Raw genomic sequence first — 21,480 nt, 5'->3', positions numbered from 1 at the left:
CCCAGGCGGCAAGCGGCTCCACCCTCGCACGGAGCCGCGCCGCTGGCCCTTCTCCGCACCGCCCCTGCGGCCCCTCCTGCTCCCAGGCCGGCAGCGCCCGGCGCACGTCTTCCTGCCGCACACGGCGCAGCCCGGCAACCCGTTCCCGGGCCCTCTGTTGGTTGAGCGGTGAACGATGAGGCCGGGGCCCACCCTGGACCGCCTTGGCTCAGCCCAGCGTGTCCATCAGGGTGGTGACATAGGCATCCAGTCGCTCCTCCACGGCTCGCGTCGTCAGCTCTGTCCTCCCTGCCTCCCGCCATTGCTGCGCCACGAACTGCACTTCTTCTGAGGACGCCAGGCCGTCCCGCACCTGCCAGTACAGCCGCTCGCTCGTGGCCGCGGCCAGCATCCCGCCGGCCTCCTCATACGCCTCAGTGAACCGCAGACCCCACGCCGGGCCGTGCAGCAGCGCGAGATTGACGGAGCAGTGCGCCACATCGAGATCCGCCGGGCCCCAGGAGGTCGCTGCCCAGTCGACGACGCCGGTGATCCGGGCACCCGCCGACCTCCCAGGCGGCACGTCGAACAGCACGTTGCCGGGTTGGAAGTCCCGGTGCAGGAATCGCCCTTCATAGGGCGGAACGGGCTGGCTGATCACGTCGATCGCCGCGGCCCATGCCGTCGTGTCGGCGCCCTTCGGAATGACGACGGTGTCGGCGGTCGTCAACGCCACATACTTCCGGGGCCGCTCGGCGGGTCGCACCGCGTGGATCGCCACGAGTTGACGGGCCAGCAGAGGGACACGCGTCTCCAATCCCTCATCGTCGAGGACCGTCCGGCCCGCCAGATGTGACATCAGGAGCGATGGATACTCGCAATGCGCGGCGGTCGGATCAACCGCGACCAGTCCAGGAGCCGGCACGCCGGTCCCCGGGAGCAGGGTCAAAGCGCCGGCCTCCCTGGTCAGCCAGTCCTCGGCGTGCTCCACGTAGAACGGGTCGACGAAGCTCCGCAGCACCAGGTCACGGGTGCCTCCGTCCCGCGTGCCGATGGTCAGCCTCCGCATTTCGGCAGTGATGCCGCCGTGCAGCGCCTCGGTTCTGACGATCCGTTCGCCGACCTCCAGGTGCCGCCTCACCCAAGCCAGTGTCAACGGCCGGACAGCCGCCGCCTTATCGTGGTTGGTCACCCTGCCACCTCATCATCCTCACGGCGGCAGGCGCGGAGCCGAGCCCAGAACAGGACGTGGCCGCTGTCGCCCTCGGGCACGAACTCCTCGTGGACCACGTCAAAACCGGCCTGCACGAGCCATGCGCGGTTCGTTTCGGCATCGGCGTGACTCCACCACATAGCGGCCCCACCGCCGAGCCAGTTCTCATCGGTCCCGGCCCAAGCCCGATGCCCGGTGGTGCTCAGGAACCAACCTCCAGGCCGCAGCCAGGAAGCGACCCGGTCCAGCAAGGCCGGCTGTTCCTCCACAGGAACATGGATCAGGGCATACAGGCAGACGACGGCGTCGAAGCTCCCTTGGGGGAGCTCCAACGTCGTGGCATCAGCCCGGATAAAGTCGGCGCCCGGTACAAGCTCCCGGGCCCTGCGGATCTGGACCTCGCTGATGTCGACGCCCGTCACGCGGTGACCCGCCGCGACCAGGGACCGTGCTACGGGCACACCGTTGCCGCACCCGATGTCCAGGACAGTGCCTGCCTCAGGGAGCCGACCGAGCAACTCCTCAATCCACGAGCCGTACTTCGTCTCGCTGCCAAACTCCCGCTCATAGTGCTCCGAGAGCACGTCATACCCACGCCGGACCAATTCCTTCGGATCTCCAACGTCCACGCGCGCACGCTACGGCGCGCTTGTCAGGAGCGCGACCGCTTTTCGCTCAGGTCCGTGGCCGATCCTCCACCCAGAGGAGGCTGTCTCCGCCTCTGTGTCAGCTCCCCTTAGCTTGACTCTGTCGGGGATCTTGGAGTTTCGCGGTGCGGCAGCATGGTCAACGGGCATGCTCGGGTAGTTCCGATGAGCGATGCGGTTGTCGAGGTGCCCGTTGTCCCTGCGCCCGCGTTCCGGTGAGCATGTCCCGCCTCTGACCGTGCAGGTCGCGCGGGCGAGTAACCCGGGTGGTACGACGGCGATATGGGTGCGCGGCCGGCTGGATGGACTGTGGTGTGACGAGGACTTCGCCGACTGGTACCCGCGTGATGGGCGTCCGGGTCTCTCGCCTGCTCAACTGGCCACCGTCTGTGTCCTGCAGTTCCTGCTGGGCCTGTCGGACCGGCAGGCCGCCGAGGCGGTCCGCTGCCGCATCGACGTCAAGTACGCCATGGCCATGGAGCTGGACGACCCCGGCTTCCACCACAGCGTGCTGGCCGACTTCCGAGACCGTCTCGCCGAAGGCGACCGCGCCGACCGCCTCCTCGACCTCGCACTGGCCCGCCTCAAGGAGGCCGGCCTCGTGCGGGAACGCACCACGCAGCGCACCGACTCCACCCATGTCCTGGCCGCGGTGCGGGATCTGACCCGCCTGGAGCTGATCACCGAGGCGGTCCGCGCCGCACTGGAAGAAATCGCCGGCACCTCCCCTCACTTGCTGGAGGGGCTGGTCGACGAGGACTGGGGGCGCCGCTACGGCCGACCGGTCCGCCTGGGCAAGAACCCGACCAAGCCCAAGACCAGGATCCTTGACACCGGAAACGACGCCGACAACGGCTTCTCAGTTACCTACTTGAGACACAAAGGATTTCCTAGATGATCGCTTCCAAGGGTTGGTGGTCGTAGGGGTTCCGGACCGGAGGGGTGGCGCGGCCCCATAGGCTGTGTCCTCCGTCCGCACTGTCTGGGGGAGTAATGACCAGTAGGTTCACCGAGTTGGTTGTCGACTGCCACGATCCGGAGCGGCTCGCGGCCTTCTGGTGCGCGGTCCTGGGCTTCAAGGTGATCGACCGGAGCGAGGGCAAGGTCGAGATCGGTTCCTGGGAGCCGACCGTCGAGGAGGTCCGGGCCCGCCAGATGCCGCCCACCCTGCTCTTTATCCGGGTGCCCGAGGGCAAGACCGTGAAGAACCGTCTCCACCTGGACGTCAGCCCGATCGACGGCAGTACCGACGACGAGGTGGCCAGGCTGGTTGGCCTTGGCGCCACCAAGGCGGACGTGGGCCAGGGCCCTGGCCGGAGCTGGGTGGTCATGGCCGACCCCGAGGGCAACGAGTTCGACGTCGTGCGCACCCTGGCACCGTCCAACTAGGTGATCACTGCCAAGGGTTACGACGTGGTCGGCTATGGAAGATCGGGGCCGTGCTGTGTGGCTGAGGCCCCGGGATACTGACCGCGGTGGCGGTTCAGCCGCCTGTGAACGCCGATACTCCGGCAGGCCCCTACCGCATATCCTCCGGACATGGTTGATCACCGCTTGGTCGACGTGAGGGGGATTCGGCTGGCCTATCAGGTGTCGGGTCCGCAGGATGCTCCGCCGCTCGTGCTGGTTCACGCGCTGGGCGAGAATGCCACCGACTGGGAGCAGGTGGTGCCCGTCCTTGCCCACAGCCGACGGGTGTATGCCCTCGACATGCGTGGGCACGGCCGGAGCGACTGGCCGGGGAACTACTCGCTCGAACTCATGCGGGCCGATGTGCTGCGGTTCTTGGACGCGCTGGGACTGGGCCCCGTGGATCTGATCGGGCATTCCATGGGCGGGGTCGTGGCCTACCTGCTCGCACAAGATCACCCACAGCGGGTGAGCCGACTGGTCCTGGAGGATGTGTCGGCCCCCCGTCCCCGGGAGCCGAATACCCCGGCCAGGCCGGACGGCGACCTGACCTTCGACTGGGAGGTGGTGCTGGCCGTCAGGCGGCAGATCGACCAGCCCGATCCCAGGTGGCTGGAGCAACTCAGCCAGATCACCGCCGAGACCCTCGTGGTGGCCGGCGGTCCACACAGCCACGTGTCCCAGGACGGCGTCGCCGAGTTGGCACGCCGCATCCCCGGCGGGCACATGGTCACCACCCCGGTCGGGCACCTGATCCACCGCGCAGCGCCGGAGGCGTTCACAAAGGCGGTTGCGGCGTTCCTGCTGGCGGAGGAGAACACCCATCCCGCCCGCCAACCATGATCTGCACGATTACCGGCCCTCACGCGGAGCGGGCCATGCGGGTTCTTCGAGTGTGACCAAGAAGTGGGCCCGCGCCAGCCTGCATCACCGCGAGGGTGACCAGCTCGGCGTCGGTGAGTTTGGGGGTGATCCCGACAGCCGGTCGCCACGGCGCGAGATGCGGTGATGCCCTCAGCAGGTCGTCGGATTTCACGTACAGTGCGGTGGCGAGAGAGTCCAAGTCTGGCCTCACAACAGCACTTTGGGCTCCCTCACCTCATGCACGCAGCCGATCCCTTGGAATTGATCATCTAGGGATCCTCGTGGACCCGGAGCGGCTCTCGATCGTCTTGGCGCCGGTGAGGATGCAGGTGGCCCACGGCTGCTTGATGCCGATGCCGCGGATCCAGTCGCCATCCGGCAGCACGGGCTTGGCGGCGCTCATGTGGCTCGCCCCCACAGGTGCGTGCCCGGGCGGCCCGCGCGTCGGCCGTTGATGGACGGCGCCGTCGCGTGCTTCTTGGTGGCGAGGTGCGCGCGGCCGGAGTGCTTGCCCTCGTAGAGGGCCGCGTCGGCGGCCCGCTGCAACAGAATTAGTGATCGAGCGATGATCGGTCGTGGCGACGGACCCGCGAGGGCGGTTTGTCGTCGGGAGGCTGAGTAGTGCCCCACGCGCGCGGCCGAGAATTGACAGTTTGTTACTCGCTACTACTGGGTTCTCTGGTACGTCTGGCCGAAACGGTCGAAACCTGACAGGGCGCGCATGCCCCACGTCTCCGAATTTGCGTTAGAGCGCACTCCAACTCCTAGGTTCCGAAACATGCGATACATCAAGCTCGGAACGACCGGACTGGAAGTCTCCGCCATCACCCTCGGCTGCATGAGCTTCGGCGAGCCGGCCCGGGGCGGCGAGCCCTGGTCGCTGGGCGCGGACGCCAGCCGGGACATCATCAAGCAGGCCCTCGAGGGCGGCGTCAACTTCCTCGACACGGCCAATGGGTACAGCGCCGGAAGCAGCGAGGAGATCGTCGGCCAGGCGGTCAAGGACTTCACCCGGCGCGAGGAGGTCGTTCTCTCCACCAAGGTCTGGATGCGGATGCGCCCCGGCCCGAACGGCGCCGGGCTGTCCCGCAAGGCGATCTTCGCCGAGCTCGACGCCTCCCTGAAGCGACTGGGGACCGACTACATCGACCTGTACCAGATCCACCGCTGGGACTACGACACCCCGATCGAGGAAACCCTCGAGGCGCTGCACGACGTGGTCAAGTCCGGGAAGGTCCGCTACATCGGAGCCTCTTCCATGTACGCCTGGCAGTTCGCCAAGGCCCTGTACCTGGCTGACCTGAACGGCTGGACCCGGTTCGTGTCGATGCAGGACCACTACAACCTCATCCACCGAGAAGCAGAGCGGGAGATGCTCCCGCTCTGCGCCGACCAGGGCATCGGCGTGATCCCGTGGAGCCCGCTGGCGCGGGGCAGGCTGACGCGGGCCCGGGACACCGCCACGGCGCGTGCCGAGACCGACGAGGGCGGCAAGATCCTCTACCGCGACGGGGACCAGGCAGTGGCCGAGCGCGTCCACGAGATCGCGGGCAAGCGGGGTCTGTCCCCGGCCCAGGTCGCCCTGGCCTGGGTCATGCGCAACCCGGCGGTGACCTCGCCCGTCGTCGGGGTCACCAAGCCGGCCCAGCTGGCCGACGCGGTCGCCGCGGTGGACGTCGAACTCGACGAAGACGAGGCCGCCTACTTGGAGGAGCCCTACCAGCCGCACGAGACCGCCTACCTGGAGGAGTCCTTCTACAAGTCGCGCCCTGTGGCGGGCTCCCGGTAGTCCGGGCTACCGCCGGGCCTTCGACGAGTCCTTGGCCCCGGCCTTCACAGCCCTGTGGTGGGCCCGGCGATGCTTGCGGGCGGTCGCGCGCAACTGCATGATCCGCGCGCTGCCCGCCAGCCCGGTGAGCAGGATGCCCCCCACCGCAGCCAGCAGCAGGGCCACGCGCAGCGGAACGTGCCCGTGGGCACCGAAGTAGCTGACGTCCACCGACTGCTCCTGACTTTGGTCAATTGGTCGTCACCGCCCAGCCTGCCGACAGCCGCTCGGGGTCCGGCCCAGGCCGTGAGCCGGTCGGCGGTCGCACGCAGCACCGCGTCCCCGGCCGGGTGGCCAAGCGCGTCGTTGACGTCCTTGAAGTGGTCCTGGTCGACCAGGACCACGCACACATCGTCGCCGTGGCGGCGAAGGACCTGCCGGGCCCGGGCGGTGTAGGCGTCGCGGCGCAGCAGCCCGGTGAGCGGGTCCTTCTGCGCGGCGGCCAGGCGCCGGTGCAGGGCGATGGCGTGGACGGTCCAGCCGGTCACCGGGACGGCGGCGGTGGCCAGTAAGAGTGCGCGCTGCCCGATTCGGGCCTGTGCACGCGGGACGGAGTCCATACTGGGGGATCTCCCTCTCGTCTCGTACGGGTTGGGATGGGCCCGGGGCAGGCGAACTGGTTTGGACGCCGATGTGCGCCTGTCCCGGGGCGGATCTACAGCTCGAGGTCGCCGTTGTCGGCGACGTGGACCCGGCTGTACGGGTCGTTCCAGTGGCCGGCCGTCGTGGCGGGCCAGTCCGGCTCCCAGTCGGGCCGGTAGCCGCGGGCGTTCCATCTGTCCGGCCGGCCGCTTGCCGGGGGGCTCGAGTCCGGCCTGCTACATGGCGGGGAGCTGCGTCGTAGACCTCGTACGCGGTCCGGACGGCGGTGCTGCGGCTGTCGGCGGGGCCGGTGAAGACGCGCACACCGCGTAGGCCGGGCTGGGCGGTGCTCCAGAGCGGGACGTCGACCTTGTGGGAAGGCGGGCCCATGACGTCCATCTCCGTTCGTGCTTCTCGTGGTTGAGGGGTCACTGCGACCGCCCCGGCCCCGGGGCACGGGATCGGGGCGGCACAGAGTGCGCTCAGCACACGGTCAGCGAATCGCCTCGAGCGCCTCCCGCAGGTGGATGCGCGCCCGGGCCAGCAGGCACCGTTGGTCGCCCTCGGTGCTGGTGAGGGCGTCGGTGAGGCGAGTGGCGGCGTGGTCCAGGTCCTCGCCACGTCTTGCGAGTTGCCGACGCTGGCCGTGCCGAGGACGTCGCGGACGCGTTCGACCAGGTCGATGAACTCGTTCGGGGTCGGGTTGTGCGGTGTCTCCTCGGAGATGAAGGCGGCGAGATCTGCGCTGAAGCAGTCGCTGAGCGCGCTGAAGCTGTCGGTCTGGGTCTGGGTGGCGGTGTTGGTCACGGTGTTCCCCGTCCTGAGCTAGGCGAGTTCGGATGCGAGGTGTACGACGGTGAAGCCTTCGGAGCGCAGTTGGTCGACGGTGGGCAGCTGTGCGTGCAGCTCACTCAGGACGTGGCCGGGCACGACCCGATCGCGTTCGGCGTTCTGGTACTGCGCGGTGGCCAGCGGCACGTCGAGCAGGGCTGCGGCGATGGGGCGCTGCCAGTAGCGGGCGCGGGCCAGGAGGCCGGCGCGGACGTGTGCGTGGATGTTCGTGCTGTCCACCAGAGTCGTGCGGCCTCGGGCGAGGCGGGCGTCCAGGAGGAGGTCCTGGATCTGGGCGGCGGCCGGGGTTGCGGTCTGGTCGGTCATGTCGTCGGTCGCGGCCAGCCGGTATTCGTCCAGGCACACGCGCCAGCTGGCGGGGCAGCGGGCGGCGAAGGTCGACTTGCCGCAGCCCGGGATGCCCACCAGGACGATGAGTCCGCCGACGGCCAGGAGGTCGCTGTCGAGGCGGAACTGCCGATCCGTATGGTTTTCATGGCGCCCACGTCGGCCGCACTCGCGAGTCGGCTCGCCGATCAGGAGCGCCGTCAGCCGAGGGCCAGACCTGTGCTGCGACGTGTGCGGAGGCAGGAGGACGAGCGAGCCGTGGTGCGACGTCTCACTGATGCCGAGGTAGCCGTGCGTCTCTGATATGCCCTACCGCGGGCCGGGGGAGAGGGCTCGGGGGACTTCTACGGATGAGCAGGGGCCGGATCTGTGCGGCGGCGAGACCGGGTCGGAGCTGCTGCCCCACACCCGGTCTCGCCGCCGATACCCCGCACCGCTTCCCGCTGCCATCCCCCGTCCGGGCGTCCCTAGTCCCTCTCAAGAGGACCTGCCTGGACAGGGACATCGGCACCTGTGCCGGTACGGGCAGCCCGACCCCGCAGACCTGGCGGATCCGCCCCAGCAGTTCGCGCTCCGCCGGACGCTACTCGGTGCGCAGCGCCGTGGCCGTACGCGCCCCGGCCGCCCAGCCGGCCGGGATCAGCGCGCCCAGTACCGCGATCACGACCCCGCCCAGCCCCAGCAGGAGCAGCTGAACAGGCTCGTACACATCGAGGACCGGCGACGGCAGACTGGTGCCTACGGCACGCCCCATCACCGGCATGACGACGTGGTGCAGCGCGTACCCCGCAGGGACGCCGAGCAGGCCGCCGATCACGCCGATCACGGCCACCGAAGCGAGCACGAGGCTCAGGGTCTGGCGCGGCGACATGCCGATCGCCTTGCAGACGCCCAGGTCGTGGATGCGTTCCCGGGTGTCGAGGACCACGGAGTTGAGTACGCCGAGACCGGCCACGATGATCAGCATGAGGGTGAGCAGCGCCGCCATAGCGGCCATGATGAGGATGACGCCGTCCTGCCCCGACTCGGAGCCGGTCGTGGCGTCGCCCCCCAGCGGCTGTACGACCGCGGCGACCTTCTGGGCGTACGCGTCGGCGGAGACGCCGGACTTCGTCTCGACGAGGAAGGTGCTGGGCTCGGCCGACTTGAAGTCGGCCATGTTGGCGTGGATCTCCAGCTGGCTGCCCGACGTGTCGAAGGACTCGCCCACGATCCGCAGGTTCGCGGTCTCCTTCTCGTAGGTCACCCGCACCGTGTCACCGAGCTTGGTGCTGGTCCTTTCCAGGAAGCGCGAGGGCACCACGACCTGTCCCTTGCCGGTGATCCAGTGCCCGGAGAGCATCTCGTAGCTGCCGGGGCGCGAATCGCCCTCGTAGAGGCTGGCCTGGATCGATCCTGAGACCCCGGCCACGGCGACCTCGGTCTGGGCCTTGCCGTAGTACGACTCCGTACCCGGCTGCGACGTGACGGCGGACCGCACCTTCGCCGGGTCGGCGACCTTGGGCTTCTTGGACATGCTCGCCGCGCTGTTCTCCACGGGAGGCGGGCCCGACTCGCTGCCGCCAGGGGGAGGCGGATCTCCCCCGTCACCCCCCACAAGAGGCGGCGGAGGGGGAGCGACTTCCATCGCCTTGGTCGTCGTGACCGTGACCGCGGCACGGTTCTCGGGGTCCTGCGAGGTGCCGATCGCGTTCAGGGACGAGGTCAGCCCCACCGCGAAGGTCGCCGCGACGGTGCCGAACGCCACCGCGAGCAGCATCGCGAGGGTACGTACCGGATGTGTGAAGGGGGTGGCGAGACCGTAGGTCACCGGCCGCGGCAGCGGCAGCATCCCCATCGCCCGGTGCGGCCACTGGCCGCGCCCCGTGCGCGGCACCCGGCCGACCGCGATGGCCTCGACCGTGCGCAGCCTGCCGGCCCGCAATGCGGGAATCAGCGCCGCGAGCCACACGACGACCAGGGCGGCGGCCGACACGGCGACGTCCACCCACCAGGCCACCGAGAGCGAGACGCCGCCATACACCGACTCGGTGTCGGCCAGCAGCGGCACTGCCAGGAGGTTCCCCAGGACGACACCCAGTGTGATGCCGACGATGGCCGGGATCAGCGCCTGGGCCACGTAGGCGCGTACGACCTCGCGCGGAGTGAAGCCGATCGCCTTGAGGATGCCGATCCTGCGCAGGCTGGTGCCGACCGCGCCACTGATCACGCTGCCGACGGTGATCACCGACATCACGATGCCGAGCGCGCCGAAAGCCATCACGAACGGGACGGTCGCCGCCGCACCCTGATCCGCGGCGCGCTTGGTGTCCAGCCAGGACTCGGTTCCGAGGAGCGCTCCGAACCCCACGGAGGCGGCGAGCTTCTTCCGGTCGGCGAGGATCTGCTGCTTCGTGCTCGCGGAGCCGAAGCGGTAGAGCATCTGACTCAAGACCGGGTTGCCCTTCGATCCCAGCGCGTCGACCTGCGCGGGGGCCGCCCAGGCGTCGGCGGTCTTGCTGACCGACACGGCGAAGCCGACGATCGAAAGGGTCGGGGCGTCCTTGGCGTTCGACGTCTTCATGGGGGTGCCGATCCCGATGGCGGGCCCCTCGAACGACGCGTCGAGCACGATCTCACCGGGCTTCTGCGCCCACCGGCCCGACTTCAGATCCACCCGGTCCACGGCGCCGTCAGGACCGGACCGCCCTACCAGGGTCAGCGTCGGCAGCTGGAAGCCCGACCGGTCCACCGGGCGGACCGCCGTGGACGGGTACGGTCCCGCGCTCGCCGTGACACCGGCCAGCTTCCCGGTCTCCGCCAGCTGTGCCGCACTCGCCTTGGCCGGATCGAACTGCGCGGTGATGTGCGAGCCCTGCTGTTTCTTGAAGGCGTTGTCGAAGGGCGCGGCCGCGGCGACCATCAGCGACCCGGCGACCACGGCCGAGGCCACGGCCATCATCGTGGCCACGGCGATCACCACGGTCTGCACCCGCTGTCGGCCGACGCCGGAACGTACGACTCGGCCCAGCGCGCCGGTACCGAACAGGCTCATCGGACGGCCTGCGCGTACGTGTCGAGGGCGACGTGACCGTCGACCAGGTGGATCGTGCGGCTCGCGCACGCCTCCGCCAGCGTCAGGTCATGTGTCACCAGCACGATGGTCTGTCCGGCGCGGTGCAGATCCATCAGCAGATTGCGGACGTCGTGGCCCGAGGCGGTGTCGAGCGCACCGGTGGGCTCGTCGGCGAGCAGCAGCGCGGGCCGGTTGACCAACGCCCGGGCGACCGCGACCCGCTGGCGTTCACCTCCGGACAGCCGGCCCGGGTAGGCGCGGGCATGCTTCTGGATGCCCAGCATCTCCATCAGCTCACCCGCGCGGGCCGCGGCCTTGCGCCGACTGGTCCCGGTCAGCTGGGCCGGGAGCTGGATGTTGTCGGTGACGGTGAGGTCGTCGAGAAGATTGAAGAACTGAAAGGCCATGCCGATGTGCTCGCGACGGAACCTGGCGAGTGCGTGCTCGCTCAACTGGTCGATCCGCCGCCCGGCCACGATCACGGCTCCATCGGTCGGCTTGTCCAGGCCGGCGACGAGGTTCAGCAGCGTGGACTTGCCACTGCCCGAAGGGCCCGTCACGGCAAGGGCCTCACCCTTGGCGACGCTGAGCGTGAGCGGTCCGAGCGCCGGCGCGCCGGCGCTGTCGTAGCGCTTCGCCACACCCTCCAGCTCGATCACTTGATGCATACGAGTAGTCCGTCCTTACGGTCGCGAGAGGCACATGCCGTTGCCGGTCCTGCGAACCTAGGGGCTGCCGCGGATGGGGCGCGTCGGCCGCGGAACCAACATCAGGCCCTTCCTCCGGAGGATTCGGCCGCGGAGTCATACCTGAGAAGGAGTCCTCTGGGACAACGCCCTGAACGGACAGGCGGACGCGGGCCGGGCGGAGAGCGCAAGACAATGTGGGGATGGAGACGGAAGACCGGCGCAGCTGGCATCAGCAGCTCATCGACGCGTTACGTCCAGAGGCGAAGGCCGCCCCGCTGTCCCGGCGAGCGATGCGCACCGATGTGGCGCTGGCGGTCGTCCTGACCGTCATCGCCCTGTTCGTGGCGGTGCGCTATCCCGGCGACGGGCCGGTGAACATCGACCCGAAGGCCAATGTCGGGGCCGGGGTCCCGGCCCCGCCCCCGCCGCCCGACCCTGGTCAGGCACCCGTGGAGGACGAGCCCTCCTCCGTGCCCTGGGCCCTGGTCGTCCTGTCGACGCTGCCGCTGGCAGCCCGGCGCCGGTATCCGCTGACCGAGTTCGTGGCGGTGCTGGGTGCGGCACTGGCCATCGGCAGCTCCGCCTCCTGGATCACCGTCCTGGCCTGTGTCATCGGTGCCTACAGCGCCGTCGTATACAGCCGTTACCGGGTAACGGCGATCGCCGTCCTGGTGATCGCCGCCGCGCTGTCCGGCTTCGCTTTCCGCAACGCGGAACCCGTGCTCCCCGGATGGTCCAGCCCAGGATTCGTGCTCCTGGTGGCAGGGATGCTGGCCAGCCTCGTCCGCTTCCTGCAACTGCGGCTGGCCTCCAGCCGGGACCGGATGACAGAACTGCAGGGCGCTCAGGAGGAGGCCACGCGCCGCGCCGTCGAAGAAGAACGTGCCCGCATTGCCGCCGAACTGCACGACGTTGTGACCCACAATGTGAGCGTGATGGTGATCCAGGCAGGCGCGGCCCGCAAAGTGATGGACATGGCGCCCGAGCAGTCCAAGGAGGCACTACTGGCCGTCGAGGCGGGCGGCCGGGCCGCCATGGCCGAACTCCGCCACGTGATGGGCCTGTTGGCCGCCCCGGACCACGAGAGGCCCGACGGCCTGGAGCCCCAGCCGGGGCTCGCACAGCTCGACGCGCTCGTCGCACGAGTACGCGCCGCCGGTACACCCGTGAGCGTCGAGGTGTCGCTGCCGCCGGATCCGCTGCCACCGGGGGTGGACCTCGCGGCGTACCGCGTCGTACAGGAGGCGCTGACCAACACGATCAAACATGCGCGCGGCGCGGAGGCGTCCGTCGCCATCGGTTACACCGACGACTGTCTGGAGATCGAGGTCACGGACACGGGCGGCGCCAAGGACTCCCCGCCGGTGGAGAGCAACGGCCGTGGCCACATGGGGCTGCGCGAGCGGTTGGCCGTCTACAAGGGCGAGTTGACGGCCGGACCGACGCCGACCGGCTGCTACCGGGTGACGGCCCGCATCCCACGGAGCGCGGTATGACTGCGGACCGGCCGCCTCTGCGCGCCGTCATCGCCGACGATCAAGCGCTCGTACGCACCGGTTTCAAGATGATCCTGGCGGCGGACGGCATCGAAGTGACGGCCGAGGCCGCCGACGGGGCCGAGGCTGTCGCAGCGGTTCGCCGTACGCGGCCCGACGTCGTCCTCATGGACATCCGGATGCCGGAGATGGACGGCATCGAGGCCACCAGGCGCATCATCGGCGACGCTGGCCCGGACGCGACGCGGGTCATCATCCTCACCACATACGACCTCGACCACTACGTCTACGCCGCGCTCACCGCCGGCGCCAGCGGCTTCCTGCTCAAGGACGTCACCCCCGAACATCTGGTCTCCGCCTTACGCCTGGTACAGACCGGCGACGCTCTCCTCGCGCCCACGATCACTCGTCGGCTGATCGAGCGCTTCGCTCATCACGACGAACCGCAGACCATTGCCGCGCACCGCGATCTGTCCGACCTGACCCCGCGCGAGCTCGAGGTGCTCCGCCTACTCGCGACGGGCCTCAGTAATGCCGAACTCGCCTCCCGGCTGTTCCTCAGCCCGACCACGGTCAAAAGCCACGTCGGCCGCATCCTGTCGAAGCTGGACCTGCGCGACCGCGTCCAGGCCGTCGTCTTCGCCTACGAGGCGGGGCTGATCGCCCCGGGCGGGGGCGCCTAGCCTGGTGCTTTGTCCGGGAAGGCTCGCCGAGGCGATAGCTTCGCCTCGATAGTCTGCACGGCATGATCGACTCACACACGAGCTCCGACGATGCTGCAGTCGCGATAGCCGGGGCGCGGGCTGGCGCGGACGTGATCCGCAACATGTACGGCCAGCGGCTCAGTCGCATCGACAAGGGTGCCGGGGACTTTGCCACCGCCGCCGATGTGGAGGCAGAGGAGGCGATCCTCGGCGTCATCCGTGCCGCACGGCCCGGTGATGCGGTGCTCGGCGAGGAAAGCGGGCAGCAGGGTGCCGCCAACGCTGTGCGCCAGTGGTTGGTGGACCCCCTGTGCGGCACGCTGAACTATGCCGTCGGCAATATGCTAGTGGCCGTCAACGTGGCACTGCGCGATGGGGCGGCGGCGGTGGCCGACCCGTTCAGCGGCGAGGTCTTTTTCACCGATCGGGAGACCGCCTGGGTGCGGCATGACGGGGTCGACGACGCACTGCTGAGGCCCACGCCGTCTACCCGATTGGTGGACGTCAACCTGGATCCGCCGTTCCCGAGTGCGCCGGGATTCCGGGCCGTGGATCTGCTGGCCTGCCCTGAGTTCGTCGAGCGTTTCCGGCCGCGCGTCGTGTCCACGACGCTGGCGCTGGCCTGGGTGGCTGCCGGCAAGCGCGCCGCGTATGTCACCGATGGCGGCGATCTGTCCGGGAGTGTGCATTTCGCGGCCGGTATCGCTTTGTGCCGGGCTGCTGGCTGCGTTGTCACCGGGATCGACGGTGTCCCGATTGACGAGGCGGGTCGTGGGCTTGTGGTCGCCGCCGACGAGGAGACCCACGGGCTGCTGATGTCGATGATGCGCGGCCTTCCAGACGATTGACACCAAGGTCAGTGGTCGTAGCCGGTCAGTGACCGGATGACTGGTTGGCCGGTGTGGTGGTTGTGCCAGATCGGTGCAGCTCGCCGAAGGTGGCCAGCAGGGTGCCGAAGAGGGCCAGGCGCTCGGTGGTGAGGGACAGCCGGGGCATGCTGGAATCCTCCTGATCTCGAAAGGGTGAAGGAGCGGGTGGCCCGGCCCTTTGCCGATGCGCGGTCGCACGGTGGTCCCGCCCCGGCCCTGTGTGGCCGGGGCGGGGCTGTGTCAGAACGGGGGTTCGTCCGGCCAGGGATCAGCTCGATGCAGCGCCGGTCGATGTGCAGCTGCCAGTGGCCGAGCTTGATGGCGACAGTCACGCTGGCCGCCGGCAGGAGCACGGTTGCGTTCATCAGGGCCGTGCCTGACTGGTTCGCCCTGGACCGGACCGTCGGCCAGGTGTCCGCCCTGTATGCGGCCTGCGAGAAGGACACCCTGCGGGCTCAGCTGACCGGCTGGCTGGAAGGTGCTGGGGTCCCCGTGCTCGTCGTCCGGGGTTTCGGCAGCCAGAGCTATGTGCAGGTCGTGATCGAACGGGACTGGGTGGCCCGCACGGCCTGCTGGAGCCACGTGGAGCGCATCCTGCTCACACACGACCAGGTGCGCGAGTACGAGCTGCCCGCGGCTGCCGGGAAGGCCGGCGACCTGCGTTGGGCAGGGTTCGCACGCCGCTACGGGCTCGACCCTGGCCAGCCGGTGCAGTGGGAGGTCGAGGCGCTCGACCCGATTGAGCTTCAGCGCCTGGTCCTCGCCGCCGTCGACCCGTACATCGACCGAGCGGTACTCGGCGACTGCATTGCGGCGGAACAACGGAGACGTCTCAGGGCATTCACCGATGGGTGGCCCCCAACCCTCCGCCGAACCGCGAGTGAGATAGGTCTGGTCAAGGCACCCGGACGGAACGAGCCTTGGGATCCGAAAGACGTCACCGGCCCTACACCGTCGCCTACAGTCTTCCCTACACTCTGCCCAACAGTGATCACCTGCACTGAGCGGGTACGGGTCGCAGGTCAGGGCCTGTTTCCGGGCGCGGAGGTGACTCCGACAGCCCCTTACTCCTTCTCCTACCTGGAGTTGGAGTGGAATGGGGGAGTGGTCGTGCGGGGCCGGGTGCGGGCGCTGGTGCTGCTCGCGCTGGGGGTGGTGAAGGTCGCCACGGCAGATCCGCAGACCGTCCGGAACGCGTGCAAGGACCTCCGGCACGCCGATCTGGTGGAGACGGTGGGGAAGACGTCCCGGCTGGGAGCGGGCGGTCGGCCGGTGACGCGGCAGTTGTGGAACCTCACCACCGCCGGGCTGGCCGCAGCTGCCAGTGAGTTGGGCCGTCCGGTGAAGGAGATGGGGGCACAGCGCGGGAGGCGGCGAAGGCGGGTGCCGCGCACGCGCTGGCGGTGACCGACACGATCGACGCCATACGGCAGTCGCCCCCTTGCCGACCCAGCCGGTGACCCGCCGTGCCGCGGTTCCGGCCCCAAGGCGGCAGCTTCCGCCTCGCCCGGCCGGGCTGGGGCATCTGGCGGGCTGGGAGACCGAGGTCGCGCTGCCCGTGGTCGGCACGTTCACCGCGCCGGGGAAGGGGAGTCTGCGCGCGGACGCGGTGCTCCAGGCGCCCGAGGACGGAGTGCCGGTGCTGTTCGTGGAGGTCGACCACCACACAGAACCGGCCGCAACGGTCGCGGCCAAGATCCACCGCTACCGGAGGTTCTTCCAGCGGAAGGTGAAGGGCCACCAGGGCCGGGATGGGGAGCTGTGGTCGACAGTGTGGGAGGACTCCGGGCGCGGCGGCTACCCGCCGCTCGCGCTGGTGTTCACCAAGGACGTCGGACCCGAGGCACGCCTCAACCGTATGAAGAAGGTGGCCGAGCTCTCCCGCGACTGCTGGCGAGGCCGGTGGCAATGCCCCGCGGCCCAGTGGAGCCTCGATGAGGCGGAAAAGCGGGACGGCTGGTACGAGTACGCGGGCACGGTGCCGGTCATCGCCACCCACCTCGACCAGCTGTGGACCAAGGGCCCGCACGGGCCGGTGTGGTGGCGCTTCGGCCGCACAACGCGGCAGTCCCTCAACGACGCCCTGACCAACACCGGCACACACGCCGAGTACTCCGCCCGCAGAGAGGCCCGCCGGGCCGCAGAGGAGGCCCGGTATCAACGGGAGTGGGCGCAGAACGCACCGGGCGGGATGGCCCGTCTGCGCACCCGCGCCGCCGAATGCTGACCAGTAGTGGGCTGGCGGCGAGACGTTTCGCGTCCAGAAGCCCTCGGACTGGTGGCGCGGAGCCTCGCTGTCCCACACCCGCCCCGCGGTGCCGATGGTGACGACCTCGTTCGCGATCGTCACCGAGCTCTGCGTAGCGCCCGCCTGACGATCATGACTGGGTAACGGCGTCCGGCGGGACTGGCGGGGAGCGTCATTCCAAGTACGCGATATTCGCAGTCCGTGGGACGCAGTTCTCCGATCAGGCGTTCTCGTCCTGGGCCGAGGATGGGAGGTCAAATCCGAACAGGGAAGCCGCGTTGGCCCATGAGAATTGTTCACGTTCCGCATCTGTGGAGAAGTGGTTCAGGAAGAGATCGATCTCCTCCTTGGCCGGCCGCTGGAAGGGGTAGTCGGTCGAGAAGATCAGCCGGTCGGCGGAGGTGACGGACAGGGCATGCTGCAGCAGGGCCGGGTTGAGCATGCCGGATGCGGTGATGTGGAAGTTCGACCGGACGTAGCCCGACACCGGTCGCTGTAATCCGGCGATACGGGAGAGACTGTCGGCTCGGTCCAGCCAGAACAGCAGCATCTCTCCCCAGTGGCCGAGCACGATCTGAAGGTCCGGGTGACGGTCGAATGTGCCTCGCAGGATGAGGCGCAGGGCCGCCGTCGCGGCGTCCAGGTGCCAGCCCCACCCGAAGGTGGCGAGCGCGAGATCCGTCATGGCGTCGAAGCCCCGATACGAGGAGTCACGGACAGCGTCCGACGGCAGCTGAGGGTGGATGAACACCGGCTGGCCGAGTTCCGACGCGGCCGAGAAGAAGCCGTCGTAGGCGGGATCGTCGAGGAACAGGTCTCCTGCCCGGCCATAGACCATGGTGCCTACGTGCCCAATGCCCGCCGCCCTTTCAAGCTCGCCGGCGACGTCCTTCGGCGAGGACATGGGCAGGGTGGACAGTGACCGAAAACGGGTCGGGTTGCGGGAGACGGCTTCGGCGGCCACATCGTTCGCGGCGCGGCTCAGCCTCAGGGCCTTCTCGGGCGACAGCGGATGGGTTCCCGGTGGGGTGAGGGCGAGGACGGACAGGTCGACGCCTTGAGCGTCCATGGCCGCGGTACGGCCGGCCGCCAGGTCTTCCAGGCGTTGCTGGTTGTCGCCTATCCGTTGAAGGCGAGACTTTCGTCGTTGAGCGGCGCAGCGCGCAGCGCGGACGTCACGTCCGGCATGATCCAGTGTTCTTCGATCGCGATGAGCGGCATGGCCTCTTCGTTTCTGTGTTCTGCGGGGCCGGCCACATCAGGTGGCATCGGGTGACGCCTGGACGGACCCGGCGTGCAGCGCCGACTGAGGCGTTCTCGTCAGGCCGCCCGGCGTGGTGATCGGTTGGTTCACCAGGGCACGGTCTGACCTGATCGGTCCAGATATGCCAGACCGGGTATGCCCAGCTTGGACAGCAGGACGTCCACGAGCAGGGGGACGCTTTCCTCGACGGTGAACGGTGCGTCCGGCCCACCCAGGGCGGTGCGAATCCAGCCTGGTGCCAGGAGGACGAAGGTGCGCTGCGTCTCGGACTGCCGGGTCGCGAAGCTGCGCATGAACATGTTCAGGGCTGCTTTGCTTCCGCGGTAGACCTCGCGGCCGGCGGTCGTGTTGTTCGTGATGCTGCCCTGTCCGGACGACATCGCGCCGATCAGTCCGGTGGGGGATACGAGGTCTTCGAGCGCTTCGATCACGCGCATGGGACTGAGGGCGTTGGTGATCATCACCTGGACGAAGTCCGATGCCGGAACCGCCCCGATCGGGGTCTGCTCGTTGTTCGTGGTTCCGGCGTTGACAAAGAGCAGGTCGAGTTGGCGGTGGGCGAGGCGTTCATGCAGGGGCGCCAGGTGGTCGGGCTCGTTGATGTCGAGGTGCTCGACACTCACGCGCCCGCCGGACCGGTCCGCGAGATCATGCAGAGGCGTTCGGGTGGTGGTGTCGCGGACCGTACCGATGACACTCCATCCCCGGTCGAGGAGTTCGGCCGCCATCGCGTGGCCGAGGCCACGCGAGGCCCCGACGATGAGTGCTGTCGGCGTGTGTCGATCTGCGCCAGTCGATGGCATACAGGGTCATCTCCGTTCTTACGCGGCGAGCTCACTTCGTGCACCGGGATGCCGTCTCAGCGGACTGCTGCGGCTGTCCGGCAGCGCTTCGCAAGTCTGCTCGCCGCGCTGTCATCGGAGCGAATCATGGGGCCTCTTTCATAGGATTCTCTTCATGGAAGGTATGCGAATGTGTGAATCCGGCGTTGTGCAGGCCGATGATGTGCGAATCATTCGTGCTCTCCAGGTCGCTCCGCGGGCTTCGTTCGCCTCGATCGCGAACGCGCTTGGCCTCACGGAAGGCTCCGTCAAGCGCCGCTACCGGCGCCTGTGCGCCGACGGCGTCATCCGCGTCGCAGGCATGGTGAATCCAGGCGCGCTGGGGCAGAGCAGGTGGCTGGTGCGACTGCGCTGCCGCCCCGGCAGCGTCTCGGCGATCGCCGACGCACTCGCCAAGCGTGACGATGTCAACTGGGTCGCCTTGAGCGCGGCGGGCTGCGAAATCACCTGCGCGACTCAGTCACGGACCCGTGAGCAGCGCGAAGACCTGCTCGGAAAGCGGCTTCCGCGTACCGCGGCCGTACTCGACGTCAACGCCTTCGCGATGCTCCGTCAGTTCATGGGAGGCCGCGGCCACTACTGGGCCGCGCTGCACGGCGTCCTGTCTCCGGAGCAGGAAGCCATGCTGGGCAGTGAAGGTCCGCCTTTCACTGAAGCCCCGGTCGTCGCCCGCGATCCCGTGCGCCTCACCGCAGAGGACGAGGAAATCCTCGGCTCTCTCGCCGCAGACGGTCGCGCCAGTCTCGTCGACCTCGCCGCGGCGGCGAACTCCACTCCAGGTCGGGTATCACGTCGCCTGCACGCTCTGCTGGAGCGTCGCGTCGTGCACCTCGACGTCGAGATCGCCGCAGCCGCACTGGGCTATCACACGCGGGCGAACCTGTGGCTGCGCGTACATCCGTCGGCCGTCAAGAGCGTCGGACGCACACTTGCGCAGGAACCCGAGATCGCCTTTGCCGCGGCCGTGTCCGGCACCTACAACATCCACGCCGTCGCGCACTGCCGCGACCTTGACGAACTGTTCGAGTTCACCACGGACCGCATCGGGTCCCTGACCGGCCTCCAGAGCATGGAAGTCTCACCTGTGCTGCGACACGTCAAGCAGGCAGGCACGCTCCTGTATGGCGATCGCCTCGTCGAGGCACAACGTCGAGCCTGAACAATGTCACACCGTCCGCAGCACACCTCTAGCAGATGACGACGGGATTCCATCCGGCATCCCGCGCCACATGCGTGAGGAGCCTTGCCATGGCGTACACCAGCAGCGCCCGGCAGCCCGCACCGGAGCGTTCGCCGCAGACGCCGGGGACATCGACCAGGCGAGCTGCCTGGACGCCGCACGGGCAGCGGTCGGCAACGGCACGCACGTCGGCCGTTACCGCACCCGGGCGCTGGCGGTGGGGGACAGGTTCTACGAGGACTTCATGCGCAGGTACGTGACGCTGGTCGTGCTGTTGCTGGTGGCCGCGTGTTGCCACGTTTCCTCCGCCGCGGCGTCCGGGGTCGCAGCAACTGCCCCCACAAGCGGCGGTAGTTGGGTCGGGACCTGGTCGGCCGCAGCCAACGGTGGGGTGAGCGCCACCGGTTACGCGGGATACACGATCCGCAACCTGGTCCATACGAGCATCGGCGGAGAGCGCGTGCGGGTGAAGCTGTCCAACACCTTCGGCACGAAGCCCGTGCTGTTCGCGCACACGACGGTGGGCCTGCAGCGAGTGCCCGGCAGCGCGGCGATCGCGCCCGGCACCCTGCGGGACGTGACCTTCGGCGGGCAGCGCGCCGTAACGATCCCGGCGGGCACGGAGCTCTACAGCGACCCCGTGGACCTTCCGCTCGCCGATGCCGCCAACCTCTTCGTCACCACCTATACGCCCGACCCCTCCGGACCGGTGACGTACCACAACCTCGGGATGGCGACGTCCTTCTACGCCACGGACGGCACGGACCACGCCGGCGACCTCGCCGCGGGCGGGCTGCCGTCGAAGACGCAGTCATGGCACTACGTCACCGAGGTGGACGTGGAACCCGGCGGCTCCAAGGCAGGCGCGGTCGTCACCCTGGGCGACTCCATCACCGACGGCGACCAGTCCACACCCGACGCCAACCGCCGCTGGCCGGACCGCCTGGCGGCACGGTTGAGCGCGAGCCACGGGGCCGCCGGCCGGTTCGGCGTGCTCAACGCCGGCATTGCGGGCAACCGGGTCCTGCTCGACGGTGCCGGCCCCCGTGCGACGGCCCGGCTGGACCGCGACGTCCTGCAGCGGGCGGGGGCCCGTACGGTGATCGTGTTGGAAGGGATCAACGACATCCTGCAGGGCCAGCACGACCCGAACCAGATCATCGCGGGCCTGCGGGAGATCGCCGACCGCGCACACGCCGCCGGCCTGCGGGTGCTGGGCGGCACCATCACGCCCTTCGGGGGCTGGGGATCGTACGGCGCTGACAAAGAAGCCGCCCGCGAGAACGTCAACAGCTGGATCCGGTCCAGCGGCGTCTTCGACGCGGTGGTCGACTTCGACGCCGCCCTCCGCGACCCGGCCGATCCGCATCGCATGCTGCCACGCTACGACAGCGGGGACCACCTGCATCCCGGCGACGCCGGCTACCAGAC

Annotated in this window: 23 protein-coding genes and 3 pseudogenes; 12 read left to right on the top strand and 14 right to left on the bottom strand. The window is 69.1% G+C overall.

Annotated elements, in window-relative coordinates:
- Nucleotides 1–208: 208 nt before the first annotated feature.
- The gene (locus KHP12_RS07655) at nt 209–1,120 is read right to left on the bottom strand and encodes a phosphotransferase family protein (RefSeq protein ID WP_372455181.1); all 912 of its coding nucleotides are present in this window, start codon (nt 1,118–1,120) and stop codon (nt 209–211) included.
- 47 nt (nt 1,121–1,167) lie between these two features.
- Nucleotides 1,168–1,821 carry a class I SAM-dependent methyltransferase gene (locus tag KHP12_RS07650; protein ID WP_211832079.1) on the bottom strand — a complete coding sequence of 218 codons (654 nt, stop codon included), beginning with the start codon at nt 1,819–1,821 and terminating at the stop codon, nt 1,168–1,170.
- Between the two features lie 304 nt (nt 1,822–2,125).
- On the opposite strand from KHP12_RS07650, the gene KHP12_RS07645 reads away from it, so the two are divergent.
- The 3 genes from KHP12_RS07645 to KHP12_RS07635 all read left to right on the top strand — a co-directional run bounded on the left by KHP12_RS07645 (nt 2,126) and on the right by KHP12_RS07635 (nt 4,092).
- Entirely contained in the window at nt 2,126–2,737 is a 612-nt protein-coding gene (locus KHP12_RS07645) for a transposase (RefSeq protein ID WP_086883467.1), read from the top strand.
- Between the two features lie 95 nt (nt 2,738–2,832).
- Nucleotides 2,833–3,228: a VOC family protein gene (locus KHP12_RS07640; RefSeq protein WP_211832078.1), complete on the top strand. Its 396-nt coding sequence runs from the start codon at nt 2,833–2,835 to the stop codon at nt 3,226–3,228.
- Between the two features lie 150 nt (nt 3,229–3,378).
- Nucleotides 3,379–4,092, top strand: a complete 714-nt coding sequence (locus tag KHP12_RS07635; protein WP_211832077.1) for an alpha/beta fold hydrolase — start codon at nt 3,379–3,381, stop codon at nt 4,090–4,092.
- Between the two features lie 22 nt (nt 4,093–4,114).
- On the opposite strand, the pseudogene KHP12_RS50805 reads toward KHP12_RS07635, so the two are convergent.
- The 3 genes and pseudogenes from KHP12_RS50805 to KHP12_RS07625 all read right to left on the bottom strand — a co-directional run.
- A pseudogene (locus KHP12_RS50805) lies at nt 4,115–4,324 on the bottom strand (IS982 family transposase); the annotation flags it as partial.
- Nucleotides 4,325–4,378: 54 nt separating this feature from the next.
- On the bottom strand, nt 4,379–4,516 hold the full coding sequence (locus tag KHP12_RS07630) for an ASCH domain-containing protein (RefSeq protein ID WP_218053150.1): 138 nt from the start codon (nt 4,514–4,516) through the stop codon (nt 4,379–4,381).
- Nucleotides 4,513–4,659: a hypothetical protein gene (locus KHP12_RS07625; protein WP_372455180.1), complete on the bottom strand. Its 147-nt coding sequence runs from the start codon at nt 4,657–4,659 to the stop codon at nt 4,513–4,515. The genes KHP12_RS07630 and KHP12_RS07625 overlap by 4 nt, the downstream gene beginning before the upstream one ends.
- Before the next feature lie 232 nt (nt 4,660–4,891).
- Here KHP12_RS07625 and KHP12_RS07620 point away from each other — a divergent pair, with 232 nt between their 5' ends.
- Nucleotides 4,892–5,902 carry an aldo/keto reductase gene (locus KHP12_RS07620; RefSeq protein ID WP_211832075.1) on the top strand — a complete coding sequence of 337 codons (1,011 nt, stop codon included), beginning with the start codon at nt 4,892–4,894 and terminating at the stop codon, nt 5,900–5,902.
- A 6-nt stretch (nt 5,903–5,908) separates the two neighbouring features.
- Here the strand turns inward: KHP12_RS07620 and KHP12_RS07615 are convergent, their stop codons facing one another.
- The gene (locus KHP12_RS07615; RefSeq protein WP_086883449.1) at nt 5,909–6,112 is read right to left on the bottom strand and encodes a LapA family protein; all 204 of its coding nucleotides are present in this window, start codon (nt 6,110–6,112) and stop codon (nt 5,909–5,911) included.
- An 83-nt stretch (nt 6,113–6,195) separates the two neighbouring features.
- Nucleotides 6,196–6,501 (bottom strand): annotated as a pseudogene (locus KHP12_RS07610) (diguanylate cyclase); the annotation flags it as partial.
- 704 nt (nt 6,502–7,205) lie between these two features.
- Between KHP12_RS07610 and KHP12_RS07605 the strand changes: the two are divergent.
- Nucleotides 7,206–7,352: a hypothetical protein gene (locus KHP12_RS07605; protein WP_211832069.1), complete on the top strand. Its 147-nt coding sequence runs from the start codon at nt 7,206–7,208 to the stop codon at nt 7,350–7,352.
- Here KHP12_RS07605 and KHP12_RS07600 read toward each other — a convergent pair.
- From KHP12_RS07600 to KHP12_RS07590, 3 genes are all read right to left on the bottom strand, one after another.
- Nucleotides 7,349–7,780 (bottom strand): AAA family ATPase, encoded by a 432-nt coding sequence (locus KHP12_RS07600; protein ID WP_211832062.1) that lies wholly within the window; start codon nt 7,778–7,780, stop codon nt 7,349–7,351. The genes KHP12_RS07605 and KHP12_RS07600 overlap by 4 nt on opposite strands.
- Before the next feature lie 505 nt (nt 7,781–8,285).
- Nucleotides 8,286–10,736, bottom strand: coding sequence for an ABC transporter permease (locus KHP12_RS07595; RefSeq protein ID WP_211832060.1), 2,451 nt, complete (start codon nt 10,734–10,736; stop codon nt 8,286–8,288).
- The gene (locus KHP12_RS07590; RefSeq protein WP_211832058.1) at nt 10,733–11,425 is read right to left on the bottom strand and encodes an ABC transporter ATP-binding protein; all 693 of its coding nucleotides are present in this window, start codon (nt 11,423–11,425) and stop codon (nt 10,733–10,735) included. The genes KHP12_RS07595 and KHP12_RS07590 overlap by 4 nt, the downstream gene beginning before the upstream one ends.
- 221 nt (nt 11,426–11,646) lie before the next feature.
- Here KHP12_RS07590 and KHP12_RS07585 point away from each other — a divergent pair, with 221 nt between their 5' ends.
- The 3 genes from KHP12_RS07585 (at nt 11,647) to KHP12_RS07575 (ending at nt 14,494) form a co-directional block, all read left to right on the top strand.
- Nucleotides 11,647–12,942, top strand: a complete 1,296-nt coding sequence (locus KHP12_RS07585; RefSeq protein WP_211832056.1) for a sensor histidine kinase — start codon at nt 11,647–11,649, stop codon at nt 12,940–12,942.
- On the top strand, nt 12,939–13,625 hold the full coding sequence (locus KHP12_RS07580; RefSeq protein ID WP_086883454.1) for a response regulator: 687 nt from the start codon (nt 12,939–12,941) through the stop codon (nt 13,623–13,625). The genes KHP12_RS07585 and KHP12_RS07580 overlap by 4 nt, the downstream gene beginning before the upstream one ends.
- Before the next feature lie 62 nt (nt 13,626–13,687).
- Nucleotides 13,688–14,494: an inositol monophosphatase family protein gene (locus KHP12_RS07575; RefSeq protein ID WP_086883455.1), complete on the top strand. Its 807-nt coding sequence runs from the start codon at nt 13,688–13,690 to the stop codon at nt 14,492–14,494.
- 25 nt (nt 14,495–14,519) lie between these two features.
- Here KHP12_RS07575 and KHP12_RS52330 read toward each other — a convergent pair whose 3' ends face one another.
- Nucleotides 14,520–14,642, bottom strand: a complete 123-nt coding sequence (locus KHP12_RS52330; RefSeq protein WP_276328654.1) for a hypothetical protein — start codon at nt 14,640–14,642, stop codon at nt 14,520–14,522.
- 245 nt (nt 14,643–14,887) lie between these two features.
- Here KHP12_RS52330 and KHP12_RS07570 point away from each other — a divergent pair, with 245 nt between their 5' ends.
- Nucleotides 14,888–15,922: a hypothetical protein gene (locus KHP12_RS07570; protein WP_143678155.1), complete on the top strand. Its 1,035-nt coding sequence runs from the start codon at nt 14,888–14,890 to the stop codon at nt 15,920–15,922.
- Nucleotides 15,923–15,956: 34 nt separating this feature from the next.
- Entirely contained in the window at nt 15,957–16,742 is a 786-nt protein-coding gene (locus KHP12_RS07565; protein ID WP_211832054.1) for a replication-relaxation family protein, read from the top strand.
- A gap of 241 nt (nt 16,743–16,983) precedes the next feature.
- On the opposite strand, the gene KHP12_RS07560 is transcribed toward KHP12_RS07565, so the two are convergent.
- From KHP12_RS07560 to KHP12_RS07555, 3 genes are all read right to left on the bottom strand, one after another.
- Nucleotides 16,984–17,832 (bottom strand): amidohydrolase family protein, encoded by an 849-nt coding sequence (locus KHP12_RS07560; protein WP_246643054.1) that lies wholly within the window; start codon nt 17,830–17,832, stop codon nt 16,984–16,986.
- A 50-nt stretch (nt 17,833–17,882) separates the two neighbouring features.
- Nucleotides 17,883–18,032 carry a hypothetical protein gene (locus KHP12_RS50800; protein WP_246643053.1) on the bottom strand — a complete coding sequence of 50 codons (150 nt, stop codon included), beginning with the start codon at nt 18,030–18,032 and terminating at the stop codon, nt 17,883–17,885.
- Nucleotides 18,033–18,113: 81 nt separating this feature from the next.
- A complete protein-coding gene (locus KHP12_RS07555) occupies nt 18,114–18,830 on the bottom strand; it encodes an SDR family NAD(P)-dependent oxidoreductase (RefSeq protein WP_086883460.1) in 717 nt (238 codons plus the stop codon).
- Between the two features lie 154 nt (nt 18,831–18,984).
- Here KHP12_RS07555 and KHP12_RS07550 point away from each other — a divergent pair, with 154 nt between their 5' ends.
- Both KHP12_RS07550 and KHP12_RS07545 read left to right on the top strand, forming a co-directional pair.
- Nucleotides 18,985–20,028, top strand: coding sequence for an Lrp/AsnC family transcriptional regulator (locus tag KHP12_RS07550; protein ID WP_246643052.1), 1,044 nt, complete (start codon nt 18,985–18,987; stop codon nt 20,026–20,028).
- A pseudogene (locus KHP12_RS07545) lies at nt 19,991–21,469 on the top strand (SGNH/GDSL hydrolase family protein); the annotation flags it as partial. The gene KHP12_RS07550 and the pseudogene KHP12_RS07545, both read left to right, overlap by 38 nt.
- Between the last annotated feature and the right edge of the window lie 11 nt (nt 21,470–21,480).

The organism is Streptomyces asiaticus (assembly GCF_018138715.1).
Taxonomy (GTDB): Bacteria; Actinomycetota; Actinomycetes; order Streptomycetales; family Streptomycetaceae; genus Streptomyces; species Streptomyces asiaticus.
Note: the sequence above shows the minus strand (reverse complement) of the source record. Positions and strands in the feature narration are given on the sequence as shown.